The organism is Sphingobacterium allocomposti (assembly GCF_008124885.1).
Lineage (GTDB): Bacteria > Bacteroidota > Bacteroidia > Sphingobacteriales > Sphingobacteriaceae > Sphingobacterium > Sphingobacterium allocomposti.
Map to the genome: position 1 here is coordinate 80,629 of NZ_VNHX01000009.1, position 17,299 is coordinate 97,927.

Sequence of the window (17,299 nt, forward strand, 5' to 3'; positions counted from 1 at the left end):
CCAGTTATTAGAGTTTTAGCTTTTTATAAGGGTTATCTGACCGAAAGGGTAGAGCTGGCAGTCCTGCTCCATTAACGAGATTGGGTTGCGCCGCCTCATCCCATGCAAAACGGACATGCACTATTTTTGGAACGGCAGATGCGGAAACGTAAACCGTCTGCCGCTGAATATACGCGTCGGCACCGAAAAAATTGCCGTCTTCGCCCGCCACCTCAAAGCCCGTTAACGCCTCTCCATCCCGTGTGTGCAGGCCATGGGCATGATCGAAGACGATCAGGGCCATACCCCCTCGTACTCTTATTGCTTTGCATGTCGGCCCGTCCGCTACCAGGGGGTAGTTATAGGTCTTTCTCAGCGCCTGCAAGGCCAGCCGCCGTCCGACTTCCCATTTATAGCTTGGATGTAAATCGGTCACGTCATCCACCAGGTCTGTTGTAACAATGCGCCCCGTATGCGGCAGCTGTAACACCAGATCCTGTGCTTCCCGGAACGCGGGCAATACATAGCGCGACATCCGCTGTTTTCCCGCTTCATCGATGGAATATTGAAACGGCGCAATCTGCGTAAAATAAAATGGCAGCCGGTCATCTCCCCACTGTCTACGCCAGCTTTTAATGAGTGTTTTGAGCTTGTACGCATAGCTAATATTTTCCTGAAGGAAGACGTTCGTTTCACCCTGGTACCACAGGAACCCTTTAATCGTATATGGCGCCAACGGAGCAATCATACTTTCAAAAAACTTTCCCGGGTCGCCCTCTATTTTCTGTCCTTTAAAATATGCCTCGTGTTGAAGTGCCACTTGCGGAATCCAAGGTTCAATGCGGCTACCGCTCACAGCAGCCGAAATCATACCTACGGGGACATCTAATTCCGATTGCACCTTTTTCGCAAAAAAGTAGCCTGCTGCCGAAAACTGACGTAAAGCGGAGTCTTGCGCAATGCTCCAGCCGGCATAGGTATGATCGGGCTTCGTTAGAAACTTACGTCTTACCAAGAACAACCTAATCTGCGGATTCTTTGCTATCTCTACTTCGTCTTTTGGAAAATCGCCGCCGGTCTGTGGAGGAGACAGTTTCTCCAGCTTACGCATCTGATACTCCATATTAGATTGTCCGGAGCAAATCCATACCTCGCCAACGACAACATCACGTAAGACAATAGTATTCACGCCCTGAATGGTCAGATCCTGCCCTATATCGCTGGCCTTCATCGGTGATAGTAAGATTTTCCATCGGCCTCCCCCGTCTGTTGTCACCCGCTTCGTCTGATCACCGAAGCGGACGGACACCTGTTCGCCCGGATCCGCCTGCCCGAAAATTGCTACCGGCTGCTCCCGTTGCAATACCATATGGTGCCCAAAAATATTAGGCAACACAACGTTTGCATAACCTGCAAGCATACACATACAGAAACAACAACTAACCAATAGTCTTTTCATTTAATTTCGCTTTTCGGCCTCAAACGCAGCTATTCCAAATACGGCTTCCTTCACCGTTGTGCCCGCGTTCTTTACGTCAAAATCCTGATCTGTAGGCGTGTCCGCATCCGGATACCGGCGGACGTCGCCTGTACGGAACGATACGCGGCTAATTTCACTTACCGGTTGGAAAAACAGCCGTGTTCCCTTGTCGGTTCCGTTGATACGGATCTGATAAGACCGCGTATCTACATCTACCGTCAACACAACGTGGTAGGTTTTTCCGGCCTCGTACGATTGCAGCGAAGCCATACGATAACCCGCCTTATTTTTAATTATCCCATCCGCATCGAAGACAATACGGGCTGCTGCTAATCCCAGATTGTTGACCAATTCAACCTGTAGGTTGCCGTGGTCCACCTGTTTTGGTGTAACGGTAAATGCTATTTTTACTTTCTTGGACGGTTCGATGATACGTTCAGCTTTCGCATAATCGTATGGATCCTTGTCTCTTAAGACGAGCTCCCCGCCTTCTACCTTCACGGAGGCCCAAAGCGGACTATAGATATTCCAGCTATTAAAGGCCTCTTCACCATTCTTCTTAAAATCGTCAGCCACCGCTCCTTTAGTTTGGGCGGTTATCGGCACCGGAACCTTGGCTACCCACATATCTTCCTTGTTCATACTGTAAGTCAACCACATGTTTCCATCCGGCGGCGTACCATTTCCTTCGAGGATACCCCGTACGTATTGCGGGCCGTAGGATTTATAGTTTCCTCCGTAACGCATCGTCGTAATTTCTCCATTAACTAACAACAGGTCGGTGTAAGACAGACCGTCATCGCTTGTCGATACGGCCAGCGGCCATCGAAATTCAGAGGGATTATATACGGTGGCGTAGCGCCCATCACTGGTCTTTTGTCCCCATATCTTTGCGTTGCTGTTGACAAACCCCGGGGCACGTAACGGACCATACGCCCAAGTACGGCCATTATCGTTACTGATGGAAGTCAGCGCGTGCTTCCACAGCCCTACAACTCTTCCGTCCTTTAGGTGATAATAGGCAAACGCTTTTATCGGGCGTTTATAGGGTACTAAGGGGTCGTCGCGGTCGGCCTCTTCTACCCACTGCTGCATCATAAGGGGGGTGTTCAACAATTCCTTGCACGCCGCTACAAATGCTTTATCCTTGCTTTTGGTATATAACGGATATTGCGCCAGCTTTTGATCGAAGGATGAATTGAAACGGATAAAATAAATCGGTCCGAACGAACCATCAGTTTTGATTTCCCGAACCACCCGGCCGATGCCGTTCCCGTCGTTCGGGTCGTCTTTGGCATCCAGGGCGACGCCGTAATAGCCTATCGTCAATAGTTTTCCGTTCTTCGCTGTATAAAAACCCATTCGTTGGTGCATGATCGCATACAGGTTTTTCCCCGCCTTATCCGTGCGCCCAGGTTTGGTAAATCCCTCGGGCACGAGATAAGGAGGAAATAATTCCTGTGGTTCAGACCAAGCGTACCCATCTTTTGACGTCAGGAGCAGCGTCTTGCCTTCGGCGATATGTTCTCCGATAGGATTACTCAGAAATTGTAGGTAGTACGTGTTGTTCCAATAGGCCAGAAACGGTTGGTGGTTATACGTAAAGCCGTGTCCTCCGGCCAAGTCGGGGAACTCCCTATTCGCACGGAATACCTGTATATTATGTGTACCTACAGCGGGCATTAATTGTCCGTGGTGATAGTCTACGTTGGACAGCGTTTGCCCGGTATATCTTACCGTATCCTGTGCCGTGGCTGCATGGGCAAGGCACCATAACGTTATACCAAATATTGTCGATTTCATGTTTTCCTATTTGTGCGGTGTTAGAAGTCCAATTTATTCCGCCGTTTTACTTTCTAACAACCTTTTTAAATCTTTTTTAGAAGCTTTAAATATCGTCCCGTGTTTGTGCCCCTCGGGAATCGAAATCCGGTTATTTATCTTTTCAAAATGCTTAAAATCTTTGGTTGACACGGCCTCATACGTTTTGGCCCCATAAGAATCAAAGTAGATCAACCATTCTTTCCCTACTTTTGCCACGCTTGGACCCTCCGTGAGGTAATCCGAGAAAGGCTCTGAAATCTGCCCATAAGGCCCCAGAGGACTATCCGAAAAGCCTACCTTTAGATTCCTGTTCGGGCGTGTATTGTCCTTTAGGACGAGTACATAGTCGTCTTTCGCCTTTTTTACGATAACCGCATCGATAATGCTGAAACCCGGATCGGCGAATAAGCGCGTCGGCGCAAACTCCTCGAAGTCTTTCGTCGTTGTGTAATACATCCGGTGGTTGTTGTCTTCGGCTTCTATACCTCTGGAAAAACGATGGGGGATGGTGGATGCCCAGATAATAATAAACCTATCCTCGTCCTCATCGTAAAAAAGTTCAGGCGCCCATACATTTACGGTCTGTGGCTCATGTTCCATCACGGGGATAATCTGCTGTTTCTCCCAATGTATCAAATCGCTCGAACATGCATAACCAATTCCTTTATCGCCTTTCCAGGCAATCGTCCAGACGAGGTGGTACATACCGTGTTTATCCCGAACCATAGAAGGGTCGCGCATGATCTTTTGCGTTCCCACCTCCGGCTTTAGGAACACGCCGGGAATACGCTTCCAATGGAATCCGTCCTCACTATACAGATAACGTAAGCCTTCATTTGCAGGCTCGCGAAACGACGTAAAGAGATAAACATCCCTTTGGCAGGACGCCAAGAGGGATGTAGCTAACACAAAAACTAAAAACTTAACTGTAAATTTCATTCATTATAAGCTATCCAAAATCAACACCCAATCATTCCCATCTTCCGGCGCGCCTTCGGGACGAAATGTCTGCACTCCCCTGTTCTCGACAACGCCGATTTTGGTAGTTTCTCCCGTACGTGGATTAAACCACGAAGCCTTGACCTCCTGTCCTTTGATCTTACCCATATTGACCTTTATTTCCTGCCCGTTGTAGGTGTACACGAACGCGTAATCGTCGGTCCGTGTCGCCATAAGCCGGCTGTACCGTTCCCCATTCTCCGCCACCAAGCTTTGATCGGGTATACGCCCGAAATAATTATCTCTTGACAGCATCAGCTTCTTCAGGTATTGCATCTGTTTAGCGCCCGGAGCATCTAAAGCCTCTACCCATAGCTCGGTCGAACCGTACGCGGTTGTCGTGTCCGTTTCAGCATGCATCTGCATGACGGAATTTTGCCCATATGTATAGCCGAAGGCACCGGCGAATACAGACCAGTAGCCGTAACGCCGAACGTCCGCCGCCGTCCACCGGGGCTCATTGATATCGTGCAGGCCTTGTGGAATACCTTCGTAGGAGGGCTCGCCGTCAATCGTTGGCTTAACCGGCGACCGGTTCCAGTCCGCCTCCATAAAGCGCCAATTGTCTTCCCCGTAATGTTTATCTTCGTTCGCCGAGGTATCTTGGTCGTAGCGTCTGTGCCCCGACTGCACCATATTGAAATCCAACCATGCTGCGTCGTGAAACCAATCTGATGAGGCGGTTCGGCCCCGGGGGTGGAAAGTCATCAAGTGTTGAGGATCGACCTCCTTAATTGTTCTTCCTATTTCCTGCCATACGGCAATCGAGTCGCTCCCTTTTATATCTCCTCCATTCAACCAGATAATATTTTTTCGGTCTTTCCACCGTTCGGCCAGGAAGCGGGCATAAATCCTTGCCTGCTCTACAGACACCTTCCCCTCCTTCACCGGCGTTCCCCAGACCGGTACTAAAGCCATATAAATACCCTTCTGCGCCGCTTTGTCGATTATATAATCGATGTGGTCCCAATAGTCGTATTCTGCATCCACCTCAGGGTTACTTCCTTCGGTGACAAGCGGTTTTGATATATCCTGATTAACAATCGAAGAGTCGCCATACACATTTACCGAAGGAACAGTGTGGAGCACCATAGCCTGCACTACATTGAATCCTTTCCCCTTTCGATCCTCCAGGTACTGGTCGGCTTCGGCACGGTTCAACTTATTGAACAACAGCCACCCGGTATCTCCCAGCCAAAAGAAAGGTTTTCCATCCGCTGTTGCCAGGTAACGGCCATTCTCCGAAACCTGTAATAGCTCCATTTCCTGCTTACCGCCCGACGTGCAGGAAAACAGCGCTCCAGCCAAAAGAATAGGTATCAGCTTTTTATAAATCTTCATTTCTTATTTTTTGTTATCCACAGAATTTCTGCGCTTTTATCGTTGTTAAATGTTATCTTCTTTCCGGTTTTCAACCGCTCTTTCTTCATTGTCCTACCGGTCTTCGGGTCAATGTGATAAAGATGAAAATCCCCTTTGAGAGCAGTCGCGTCGAAGGTAAGGGGCTTTCCCGGGTCCTTGTAAACGATAGCACCGTTTTCAGTGTCCCGCAGCATCCACACGCCACCAACTTCCGCCGCCCGCATGTTCGACGCGGCTTTGTAAAAGCCCGGCTGCTCGACCTTCGGCACTCCAGCCATAGAGCCTCCCGCCATAAAAATGGCCCAAGCCATCTCGGGGTAGTTATCACCATGATAGAGCACGGCTTTATCAGGATACTTCTGCCGGTATTCCGCAACAGCGCGATATACCTGTTCCATAGATGTTTTCTTCGGTTTCCAAAGCCGTGCGTGCTGCCGGGGTGCAAGGTTTTGTCCGCCCTTAGGCGCATACGGTGTACCATCCGCCTGATAATGCCAATAGCGGATGTCGATTACCTGAATTTCCTTTGCCCTTTCCGGATCAGCCAACAGGGCATCCTGCACATCTTTGGTGGTGCTTAAGGCTATCATCGGATTTCTTCCGGTTTCCTTTTTCCATTCCTTGATCACATCCACCCAAAACTGAACAAAGTGGAGAGGTCCGGTATATTCAGCGCTGATTAGCTGGATAACTCCCGTATTATCTTTGAAATTTTCCAGACATTGGCGGATATACGCCCGATGCAATTCGCGCCGCACCGGATGCGAGACATCATAAAATTGCTCTGCTATAAAGATCCGTTTATCACCGGCATACGGCACAGGTTCGGGAAAGCCTACATTATTAATATTATTCGCCGTACGCCAGGGCGAGTCGGTGTAATGTGCTCCTGCTTCCAAAATATTATGCTGAAAGTAGTTCTGATGTAACAGTACCAAACCGTTTTGATCCGCCAAATCCGCAAATTGCTTCAATCTACTCCAATAAAAGGAATTGTATTTTGTTAGGTCGTATTTCGATAAACCATCATACGCCAGCCCCTGTCCACTTCTGGCAAAAGGCAATTCATAGAATGGCGGCCATACGTCACCATCCATACGTCGGATCCGCTCGTGGTCATCTCTTCGTCTATCGTACCAAAGTCCATAATTATGATCGACACTTAATACATTCCTGGCTAACATACTATCCACTACTTCGCGGAGGTCGTCGGTCAGACCGGTTCCGGTCTCTCCGGGAACATAGCGGGTGATATGAGGTTTGGCATCTTTCAGCCCACGCGGGCGGATATTGCCATTCCACCACTGTACGTCGTTCTTCCTGCCCACTAATACTTCGTCACCACGCACCAGCCAACCATTTAGTAGGCGCATATCCGCGGCTTTGATCAGCTTCTTCTTCTGAGGAACGTCTTTCTCGGTTAGCACCCTTGCTCCCTTAACCTCGATGTTCAACGGCTGGCGCTCTGATACGCGTACAATCAAATCTTGCAGTTCCGGAGCGGGTGTCTCCGCAATTTTGGTCAATTCCAAAGCCTCCTCTATTGTCGGACTCGTGGACGCCTCAGTCGTCATTGGCAACAGCACTACCCTATCCTTCGCAGATTCCCCTACGCGGTCTAGCAGCTGCGCATAATACAGGCTCCGTGGATTGATATGGCTATTGGTTTCCGACCAATAGGCGTCTCCCTGAAATTGCGCCCATAGACCGAACCCCCAATTTTGTGCGGTCGGTGGATGTACATTTTCGATAAGGGCTGCTGTCGATTGCCAGATAACGCTATTTGCAGCTGTCCAACCGGCACCTTTGCCGTCCTGTCCACGGTTGCCATAACGCAGCGCCTGTGCATCCATATTTACTATATCAAACAAAACGCCAGAAGCCCAGCTATCGATCGTACCACTGAAACTGTATGGTTCTACAGCCTGACATTGTACAAACACATTCGGACCAGCAGCTACAAAACCTACTGCGAAATCATGATAGCCTTTTTCGGAGTAGAGTCGTTGGAACAACGTCTGTTGGCCCCGGGTATAAAAGGTATATCTTCGCTGCCCTCCGATCTCCGAAACAGGATCTTTTGAGATACAGTCTTCGACAGTCAGCTTACTGGAAGTCTCTTTTGCATAAACAGCAGACCCCGCGAAGTGGCGGAACTGCATGCGCCGAACCCATACGTTCGATGCGTTTTCAATTGTGATAGCCATCCACCGATGGTCTTCATCTTTTGGATTCGACGCATTGAAAGTCGACTCCAGCCGTAAATTTTCGACGCCGACATGTTCAATTCGACCAGGCCACGTATATTTCTCGACGATAGCGCCACCGTACTGTTGATCCAGGGCCACAGTGAGCGGAACGTCGAATTCGATCAGGTCTCCTTCGATCCGGACAACTGTCCGGTCCCACGTCGTATTCCAGTACCCCGGCTTCCAACCCAGGAACGACATTCCACCTCCAAACTCTTCCGCTCTCAAGGTCTTAATCCATTCGTCTGTTGACGGACGGGTAATCATGATGCGGTCGCCTGGACGCAGATCGCCCACATTATCCACATGAAACGCGTGGGCATTTACGGGCACATAAGCGTCCTCGACCCGACCTTTTTTTTCACGGACGATATCCGACTGTCCTGCTATGCGTATTAACGTTTCCCTCGTCGTGCCCTCGCCAATCAATACGGTACCGTCTTCTGTAAATCCCGACCCTCTTAAAACAACCCCTGAGGTATGTAGCTTCAAAGAGCCCGACAACACATACCGTCCCGGTTGCAACAGTACCGCCCCACGCAATCCCTTCTCATCCACAGGCAATTGTGACACATAGTCAATCGCCGCCTGGATACGTGCCGTAGCGTCGCCTTCTTGTATCGGCACGACCATTTTCACCGGTGCTTCGGGAATTGCTTTGTTTCCGCCTTCATAGCCTGCGTACGAAAAATCCGGTATGCGATTCCCCAAGCTGTCTGATACATAGGCCAAACGGCCATCCTTTTTTATATAAATGGGCGATCGCTGTTCTTGTGCATATCCTACAAGAGACATCACACAAAGAACAGCTAGAAAAATCGTCCATTTTCTAAAACACAAACTGCTATATAAAAAAACACGTTTCAATTTAATACAAATAAAAAAAGGCTTATAAAGCTAATAACAAAGAAGTTACCTAGTATTGCTTCCTTGAAAAAAGTATAAAATATAGGTCTTTACCACTTCTACAAACATAGGTAAAAATGATGCCGGAGGGTTGTATTATTTTCTCTAGCTATTGTAGCATTTTGCCGGCAGCATTTTACTTGAATCAACTGATGGTATCGACGTTATTACCTAAGTTTCGATAATCGATTTTCTCTTTCGGATTGGTTCCGTTGAGGTATTCTTCGACGTTCGTATAGCCATCTCCGTCTGCATCTTTAGCGCCATCTGTGGGGTCATGCGGATCTAAGCCATGTTTAATTTCCCATTTATCCGGCATACCGTCGCCATCCGTATCAACAGGAACCTCAGCGGGGTCATATGTCAAGGCGGGGTAGCCGCCTACTTCATCGACCGACCGGATTATACCTGTCTCCGTAGTGGGCTTTCCTGTACGCACCATTTCCACGACGCGTGCATCTACGGCATCACGCTTGGGTAAGGTCGCTCCAGCCTTTGCGAGTACCGACTCGAAAGCCACATCTGCCGTCTGGTGCGGTGCAACCGGCCAGGCCTCGAATGGCGTGTATACACGTGCATATTTTTCTGCCTCATTTTTGTTCGGAATAATTGAGCCTTTCGTTTCTTTCATGCGCATGCCAGCCCAGTTATTATGAGTTACCTCGTCGTTGCCATGCATAATATTGCCCGCCACGTACCATTTGCCGGGACGGTTTTGTTCTTTAGGGTACCAATCGCCCGCCGCCCACGCACTGCCGGGAGAGTACATGCTACGTTGTTCGATACGCGCAATGACGCCACGCATATTATCATTCGTTGCGGGCCCCGGTTTAAAATAGTTGTTGATTAGATTGATCATTGACGTTTCATCTCCGCCGTCTATCGTCCGGTGGCGCCAGTTGAAAATCACGTTGTACCGGAAATCAAAGGCTCCAGACATCCCGATCGAGGGGTTGCGTGCCGTATTGCTGGCAAACAGGTTGTGATGGAATGTTGAGGGATTACCTCCCCAGGTACCGCCGAATGCGTGTCCTTTGGCATCCAGCGCCTCACTGGATATTGTCCACTGAATCGTGATGTTCTCGGCCGGATCTTTTATCTGGGTGCTGCCGTCAGCAGAAGGTCTCATATGCCGGTAAAGGGAAATGTTCTCATCCATGCCCCAGCTGGTAGAGCAATGATCAATGATGATATGGTGATGTGGGTTTCCGCCGATATTATCGTCTCCTTGGCCCCCTACCGGCACGCCCCGACGGACACGTACGTGACGGATAATCACATTGTGCGTGTTGATGTTTAAGGTACCGGCAATGCAGATACCGTCGCCCGGTGCGGATTGTCCTGCGATAGTGATATCGGGATGATTAATGTTGAGGTCGCCGTCCACTTTGATTGTTCCGGCGACGCGAAACACAACAATCCGCGGTCCCTCTGCTTCCAGCGCCGCCCGCAGACTTCCGTCGCCACTGTCGTTAAGGTTAGTTACCGCAATGACCTTACCCCCACGTCCCCCAGTGGTAAACATGCCGCCGCCCCAGGCTCCGGGAAATGCGGGAATAACCTTTTCTGGTAATCGCGGCGGATGTGGCGGTATCTGCCCCCGTTCGGGCTCACCAGCGACAGCGCCCTGTTGCGCATACCCATCCACCACAGTGGAAAACAGCGCTATTAGAAGTAAATGTTTTATTGATTTACGGGAGGATATTTTCATGCTTATATGGTTTAGTTTTTATGTATTCCAAACATAACCAAAAGAGCCGGAACATGCTTATAACATATTTTCCGGCTCTTATATCATTTTACCGATGAACTCCTACACCGGCCGTATGATTAGTAATTTGGGTTTTGTCCGAATTCCTGCGGATTCGCAATAGCGTCCATAAAAGACTGCGGAATAGGACGTACGGTATGTTTATTGGCATCAAAGAATTGGATATCCGGATTTGTCGCCCGCAAATAATCTGCGGTTAGCTTACCCATCCGTTTCAGGTCATACCACCGTGTCTGCTCCCCTGCCAGTTCGCGGCCTCTTTCCGCTAAGATAAAATCAAGTGTCACCTGTGCGGCACTTACCTCCATCTCGCTTTGTCTTGATGTAATTGCTGCCCTCCTCCGGACGGCGTTGACATACTGCCGGGCTTTATTTACATCATTGTTATACAACAACGCCGCTTCGGCCGCGATTAAATATACTTCCCCCAGACGGATGATCGGAATATCGCCTAACCAATACTGACGGTCCATGACATATTCCCAGGCCGAAAATTTCTTTAGAGATGGGTAAATTTCGCGGGTATACGTTGCCATATTATGGCTTTCCGGTTGTACCCATCTCCCATCGGCCTGAAACCAATCTGATGGATCGACAATCCAGAACGGGAGATCTGCTTTTTCCTGAGCGGACATCACCCAGTTTGGTGTGAATATCGACAAACCGTCCAACCAACCATCGCCATTATTATCCACCATATTCTCTACCCCCATGCGCCAAGTGTTTGTTCCTCCTTGTACCAACGTGACATCACCTGCGGCGGTGTTCTTGATGACATGCCCTACTAGGTTAGGATTTTTACGGTACTGACTCACCATGGATTGGCTAATCGTTACATCCGCCCATTTAGCGTTGTAATATTCATAGAAAAATGTCTCTTTAAACCGGGTATCGGCCGGATCCGGAACGGGCTCAAACAGCTCAGTCAGCAAATATTTCGTTGGCTTGAAGTTACGGCTATTGGAACGGCCTGTCCAAGTTTCATTTTCCTGCGTTCCCCACGGAGCTCCTGTAGTACGTGTGTCCGCCAGATAATACTGGCGTGTCCTTCCGCGGTTCCATCCTTCTGGATTCCTACCTTCAGTATGATCTACCGCCTCAATAAACAAAAATTCGGTGTTGTTCTTGTTGTTGGCTCCGCTCCAAAGCTTACCAAAACCGGATTGCTGATCGTCACTCTGATATAACGAGACTCCGTAAGCACTACCATTGGTGATCAGTTCCTCGGCCGCTTCCAATGCTAAGCGGGCATTCTCCTGTACATCGCCCAGACGTGTACGCTGGAGGTAAGCCTTCGCCAGCATCGCATATGCGGCCTTCTTAGTCACACGTCCTCGTTCGCCTGCCGGTCTATCGGGCAAATGTTCCGTTGCAAAGATCAGGTCGGAAATAATTAGATCGTAGAATGCTTGTTCGCTTGCCCGGATAGGGCTATTAACAGGACCAGTTTCCGTGGAGGGGATGGTCGTCAATGATACGCCACCGAATTGCTCCACCAGATGCCAATTGGCCCATCCTCTAAGAAAATATGCTTCTGCTACTTTTGCATTTCGTTCTTCTTCAGACGCATAGTCTTCTACCTGATCGGCATAATAGATCGCTGTATTGCAATAGTTAACCGTCGCGTACATCCCGTTCCAGATGGTCGCCAAAGTTCCCAACTGCGCGTTCATATTACTGTTGTAGAGGATAAATCCCGTTTCGTTATTGGCCACGTTCGCCCAAAGATCGGTGCCCATTTCCATGGCCCCGATGCCGTCTATCTTGCCATAGAAATAGTACAACCCGTTGTAGCAATAATTGATCAGACTCTCATACCCATCTCTATACTTATAACCTGTTTCAACGTCCACCGTAGACGGATTCCATTCGTCCAAGGAGCAGGAACTGACCCCGACGGCCATCAGCAGCGCGAAGGAAATTTTATATCGTAATCTTTTCATTGTTGTCATATTTATAGTTCGTATCTATACCGTATACTGTTTAGAAAGACATGTTTACGCCAAAAACCATCTGTCTATACAGCGGGAAAGAATCTGACGCTCCGGTCTCAGGATCCATGCCTTTCAGCAGATGGCTCCGGGTAAAAATAATCGGGTTATGCATCGTGGCATATACGCGGAATCTGGACAGTTTTATATTCCTACTTAAATTCTCGGGCAAGGTATAACCTAGTGTAATATTCTTGATTTTAACGAAGGACGCATCTACCACATTCATTCCAAGCAGCGGGTTGCTGTGATTAGCCGAAGTCCTGTTGATATACGGTCTTGGGTAATCATTCGTCGGGTTGTCTGGCGTCCAATAATCGTACACAGCCGGGATATTTCTTGTGCCATAACTATTCATATAGCCCAATAACTCAGCATCAATGTGATGTCCCCAACGGGCGATGGTAAAAATATTTAAGTCGAATCCTTTATATAGAAATGTGTTTTGCCAACCGGCGGTCCACTTCGGTGTACCCTGCCCTAAAATTACGCGGTCGTCGGGCGAGATGGAGTAAGGATTGTCTGCGGTATACTCGACTCCTTCGTTGTCTACCCAGACACCGTCGCGCACCTTGGTGAGGTTGGACTGTGTTTTCACATCTCCCGGCAGGAGACCAAACGCAGCAGCATCCGCTGCTTCATTGGTCTGCCATATACCCAGTTTTTTATATCCGAACAAGGTATTGCTCGGACGCCCCATAAATAGCCCTAATGAAATCAGGTCGTCTACGGAGGTCCCGCTGCCTAGGTCAATGGAGCGTACCTGCTCGTTATTATGAGCGAAGGTCACCGTGGAGTTCCATTTGAAAGCATTCCCGTTCAGTATATTGTTGCCGGTTAAGGTTACTTCAATACCCCGGTTGTTCATACGCGCAATGTTGTCGGTCATGCGATAAGGAATCTTCGGGGTAAAACCGCCACTGGAGAACGGTAGACTACGTGCATACAATACATCGCGTGTGTCGGTGTCATACCATTCGATAGCACCTGTTATGCGGTTGTTGAGCAACCCAAAATCTAAACCCAGGTTGAAGTTGTATGATTTTTCCCATGTCAATAATGGGTTACCCACCGCTTGGGTTAACACACTGACGGGCAAAACACCTCCACCAAGGTTGATTTGATCCAGACCTGTACTGGTTACTTCTGTCAACGTCGAATAGGGGTCAATTCCCGAGTTTCCAGAAACACCGTACGACGCCCTGAACTTCAGCTCGTTAAGAACATCCCGTGCACCATCCATAAAGCTTTCGTCGCTTACACGCCATGCTCCGGCCGCTGCCAAAAAGGTATCCCACCGCCGCGCGAGTTGCGATACGCCGTCGGTACGCTGGGTCAATGTGAGTAAGTAACGTCCTTTATAACCGTAATTAATCCGCGAGGCGACAGACATCCGCTTGCTCATCAGATAGCCAGTCCCTACGAACGGTACCGTTCCAGATGCCAAGCTATAATATAGGTATTCATCATATAAGAATCCCTGATTACTCGATGATGAACTCTCATTTTGCATGTGTGCCCAGGAAGACACAAGTGTAGCGGATAGATCGTGATCCTGTCCAAAAGTGCGCTGATAACTTAGGATATTCTCCCATACATAGCTGTATCCCAGCGCTGTTTCGTAGCTTGCACTACGTACCAACGCACCACTTCCGGATAATTTCATGTAGGTCCGGTCGCTCTCAAACTGTCCGGTTCGACGATTGCTTAATGTAGCACCTAAAATCGAACGAAAGGTCAACCCTTCCATAATGTCCACATCAATATGGGGGTTGATGGTCAGGTTCAGGTGCTTCGAATTGTTGCTTAATGTATTCGGAATATCATCGGCTAATAAGCTCGGCTCGGTCAGTCCTGCAATTGGCCACACATTGATATTACCATATTCATCGTACACCTGTCCGATAGGCGCAATACTGAACGTATTGTTCAAGCGGCTTGGACGCGTATCAATATCTCTCCAAGTCAGGTTGGTTACAATACCGCCTTTAAACCAATCCGTGATTTTATTGGTCGCACCGGTACGAACAGTAAACAAATCCGCTTGATCGTTCCGGTATATCCCTTTTGTGGAGTTGTAGCCCATCGAGAAAAAACCCTGCGTTTTTTCGGTTCCACCATTTACGGATAGCGAGTAATTCTGTTGTACACCCGTCTGCAAGGTTTCATCCACCCAGTTAACCCATTGCCCGTTGTCGATATAAGGATTAATCTGCTCTGGATTCAAGTTCCACGCACTTAGCAACTCATCTCGACTGGCAGGGGCACGGTTGTTGGACGCAATAAACGCATCCTCTAAATATCTAAGCCAGTCGTCCTGCTGTAAAGCAGAGGGATATCGGCCGTTGGCATTGATACCTGCGTAGGCATCAAGATTAACAGATACCCTACCTACTTTCGCTTGTTTCGTAGTAATAATAAAGACCCCGTTTGCACCAGCCGATCCATAAATGGCTGTCGATGATGCGTCTTTAAGAATGTCAATGCTCTCGATGTCGTTCGGATTGAGATTCGTAATGTTTCCGGGAATACCGTCGATAATATACAGAGGCTCGCTGCCGGCTGTCAACGATCTATTACCACGCAGCAAGATACTGGAACCTGAGTTCGCTTGACCCGACTCCCGCGCGATATCCAGGCCGGCCACACGCCCCTGCAACGCTTCCACGGGGTTTGCTACCGGAGCCATGGCGATTTCCTCGGCCTTTACGGACGATACCGCTCCGGTTAAATCTTTCCGTTTGACGGTGCCGTAACCGATTACTACGACCTCTTCGAGGGCATCAGAGGGCTCAAGCGTTATCGTGACACTTCTTCTGCCTGCCACGCTTACCTCCTGAACTTTATATCCCACATAACTCACGACAATGGTACTGTTTGCTTCGGGAACATTGATATTGAATACGCCGTCGGCATCAGTTTTTACACCGGTTTTTGTTCCTTTAACCAGCACTGTAGCGCCGGCGATTGGGTTGCCATCGGGATCCAATACTTTGCCCGTGACGCCTACCATTCTATCGTTGAGAACATAAGTTGTCGCCGACTCCATTGCAAAAGAGTTTGTCCATCCGGACGCAAGTAGCGTACAGAACAGACAAAAAGCTGGACCCAACAACCTTCTTGTAAAGTAAATTTGATCATTCATTCGTTTAAATTTGTGTTAGCCAAACAGGCGTTAACATTATTACAAATCGGAACTACCATTCCGTGCTATACCTGACAATTTTCTAGCGGACTACAATGTTCGGCAGCTAAATTAGTATAATTAACGGGTTCCGTCGCGGTGTATGAACGACCAGTCTGTTTATCGCTTGCAATCCTATTTTTAACTGATTAGCCCTCGCACACGGTTTATAAATTGGAAAACCACGGTCCCGCCTCTGCAAAAGTTGCTACCGGTGTTATATTACTTATACAAAGAAACGGAAAACTCGAAACTCCACATTGTATCCCCTTACCAATTTGTTATAAAATATTAACATATAGCGATTGTTTATGGCAAAAGTATTTGGGGCTCAAAATCACTTTCATGGAAGGCATCCCATTCATACACACACTCTCCGTAGGGTAGCGAAGCGGGTTCTAGGGCGAGGTCTATAAACAGAAGTCTCAGACATTCTTTTGCTTCACACTAAGAGAGTGTGAGTTTATCAAAGAGCATGTCTATCCTTCGACAGGCTTTGGATGACATACACAAGAGGCATAAAAAATCCGAGCATGGCAAACATGCTCGGATGACAATATTATTATTACTTTCTGGATTACTTCTGAATTTTTATATCCATGCTTACGTAATACCGACCTTGCTGATCTCGTGTTGCCTGGTTGACATATATCGCCCCATATTTTCCTTCGGGGGTTTGGAAGTATATCATACTCGCTGCAGCAAGCCCCTGCGTGTATTCTAACCCGTCAGTTTGCTCTCGGTCAATCGCTTGATTCGAGGCCTGTTCCTCAATTCTACTTGACGACACCAATGTACGGGTAAACGTTGTATAGGCATTTGAAGCTGTTATGGGAGCGCTAAATTTAGTTTCGCGTTTGGTCCAATTGGAAACGTCGTAAAATTCAACAGGATATTTATCTACCGTAAGTGCGTACAGGTTATACACCAAAAACGTGGAATAATTAGCCCGGCTGTCAAATATCGTATCTATTCCGAAGTCAATCTCCTCGGAAACCGTCGCAGCTTGACTATAACTGTAGGTTTTTCCGCTACTCAACGATAGGAAACTTGGGTAGTCTTCTCCTTCAACTGGGGCATACAACCGCCTGTCCGGAAAAAGGGTGTAGCTCGGAGCACCTTCCACCGTAATAGACGTGTAACCATCGCCTATATACACATTCTTATCATTTTTAGCATAAAAACGGAAGGTCATCTTTCCATCGCGCTGCATCTTAAACTTCCGCACTCCAGAATAGGAGCGCCGTTCTGACTCGGTCGTTAGGATTTCTCGCTGCGAATAGGTTCCAGTACCGTTGGTGCTATCAACGACAATGGCCATCATGTCTTCCCTTTCCGACGTGATCGTAAAGTAGATATGCACACTATCCCCGTCATTGACAACCGCGTCTTCCACAATAGCATATTCGCTGTTATTATGGAAGGTTACCTTCACATCGTCAAACATGTTAAATATATTCTCCGATTCCACTTTACAGGCACTAAAGGCCAATAACGTGCAAAGAAAAGGAAGGATTCTTTTAATATTTATCTTCTTCATCATTCATTATTTAA

Annotated in this window: 9 protein-coding genes; all 9 read right to left on the bottom strand. The window is 48.2% G+C overall.

The features are described 5' to 3' along the window. Positions 1-7: 7 nt before the first annotated feature. Complete coding sequence (locus tag BC792_RS08365) at positions 8-1,438, bottom strand: sialate O-acetylesterase (protein ID WP_246154924.1); 1,431 nt, start codon at positions 1,436-1,438, stop codon at positions 8-10. Then, positions 1,439-3,262 (bottom strand): sialidase/neuraminidase family protein, encoded by a 1,824-nt coding sequence (locus BC792_RS08370; RefSeq protein WP_148908540.1) that lies wholly within the window; start codon positions 3,260-3,262, stop codon positions 1,439-1,441. A 33-nt stretch (positions 3,263-3,295) separates the two neighbouring features. Beyond that, positions 3,296-4,222 (bottom strand): glycoside hydrolase family 43 protein, encoded by a 927-nt coding sequence (locus BC792_RS08375; protein WP_148908541.1) that lies wholly within the window; start codon positions 4,220-4,222, stop codon positions 3,296-3,298. A gap of 3 nt (positions 4,223-4,225) precedes the next feature. Next, positions 4,226-5,623, bottom strand: coding sequence for a glycoside hydrolase family 140 protein (locus BC792_RS08380; protein WP_148908542.1), 1,398 nt, complete (start codon positions 5,621-5,623; stop codon positions 4,226-4,228). Beyond that, positions 5,620-8,625, bottom strand: a complete 3,006-nt coding sequence (locus BC792_RS08385; protein ID WP_246154925.1) for a DUF6298 domain-containing protein — start codon at positions 8,623-8,625, stop codon at positions 5,620-5,622. Before BC792_RS08385 ends, BC792_RS08380 begins: the two co-directional genes overlap by 4 nt. A 319-nt stretch (positions 8,626-8,944) precedes the next feature. Further along, positions 8,945-10,510: a pectate lyase family protein gene (locus BC792_RS08390; protein WP_148908544.1), complete on the bottom strand. Its 1,566-nt coding sequence runs from the start codon at positions 10,508-10,510 to the stop codon at positions 8,945-8,947. Positions 10,511-10,629: 119 nt separating this feature from the next. Further along, positions 10,630-12,513, bottom strand: a complete 1,884-nt coding sequence (locus BC792_RS08395) for a RagB/SusD family nutrient uptake outer membrane protein (RefSeq protein ID WP_170249992.1) — start codon at positions 12,511-12,513, stop codon at positions 10,630-10,632. A gap of 40 nt (positions 12,514-12,553) precedes the next feature. Beyond that, positions 12,554-15,706 (bottom strand): SusC/RagA family TonB-linked outer membrane protein, encoded by a 3,153-nt coding sequence (locus tag BC792_RS08400; protein WP_148908546.1) that lies wholly within the window; start codon positions 15,704-15,706, stop codon positions 12,554-12,556. Positions 15,707-16,322: 616 nt separating this feature from the next. Further along, positions 16,323-17,288 carry a hypothetical protein gene (locus tag BC792_RS08405; protein WP_148908547.1) on the bottom strand — a complete coding sequence of 322 codons (966 nt, stop codon included), beginning with the start codon at positions 17,286-17,288 and terminating at the stop codon, positions 16,323-16,325. Between the last annotated feature and the right edge of the window lie 11 nt (positions 17,289-17,299).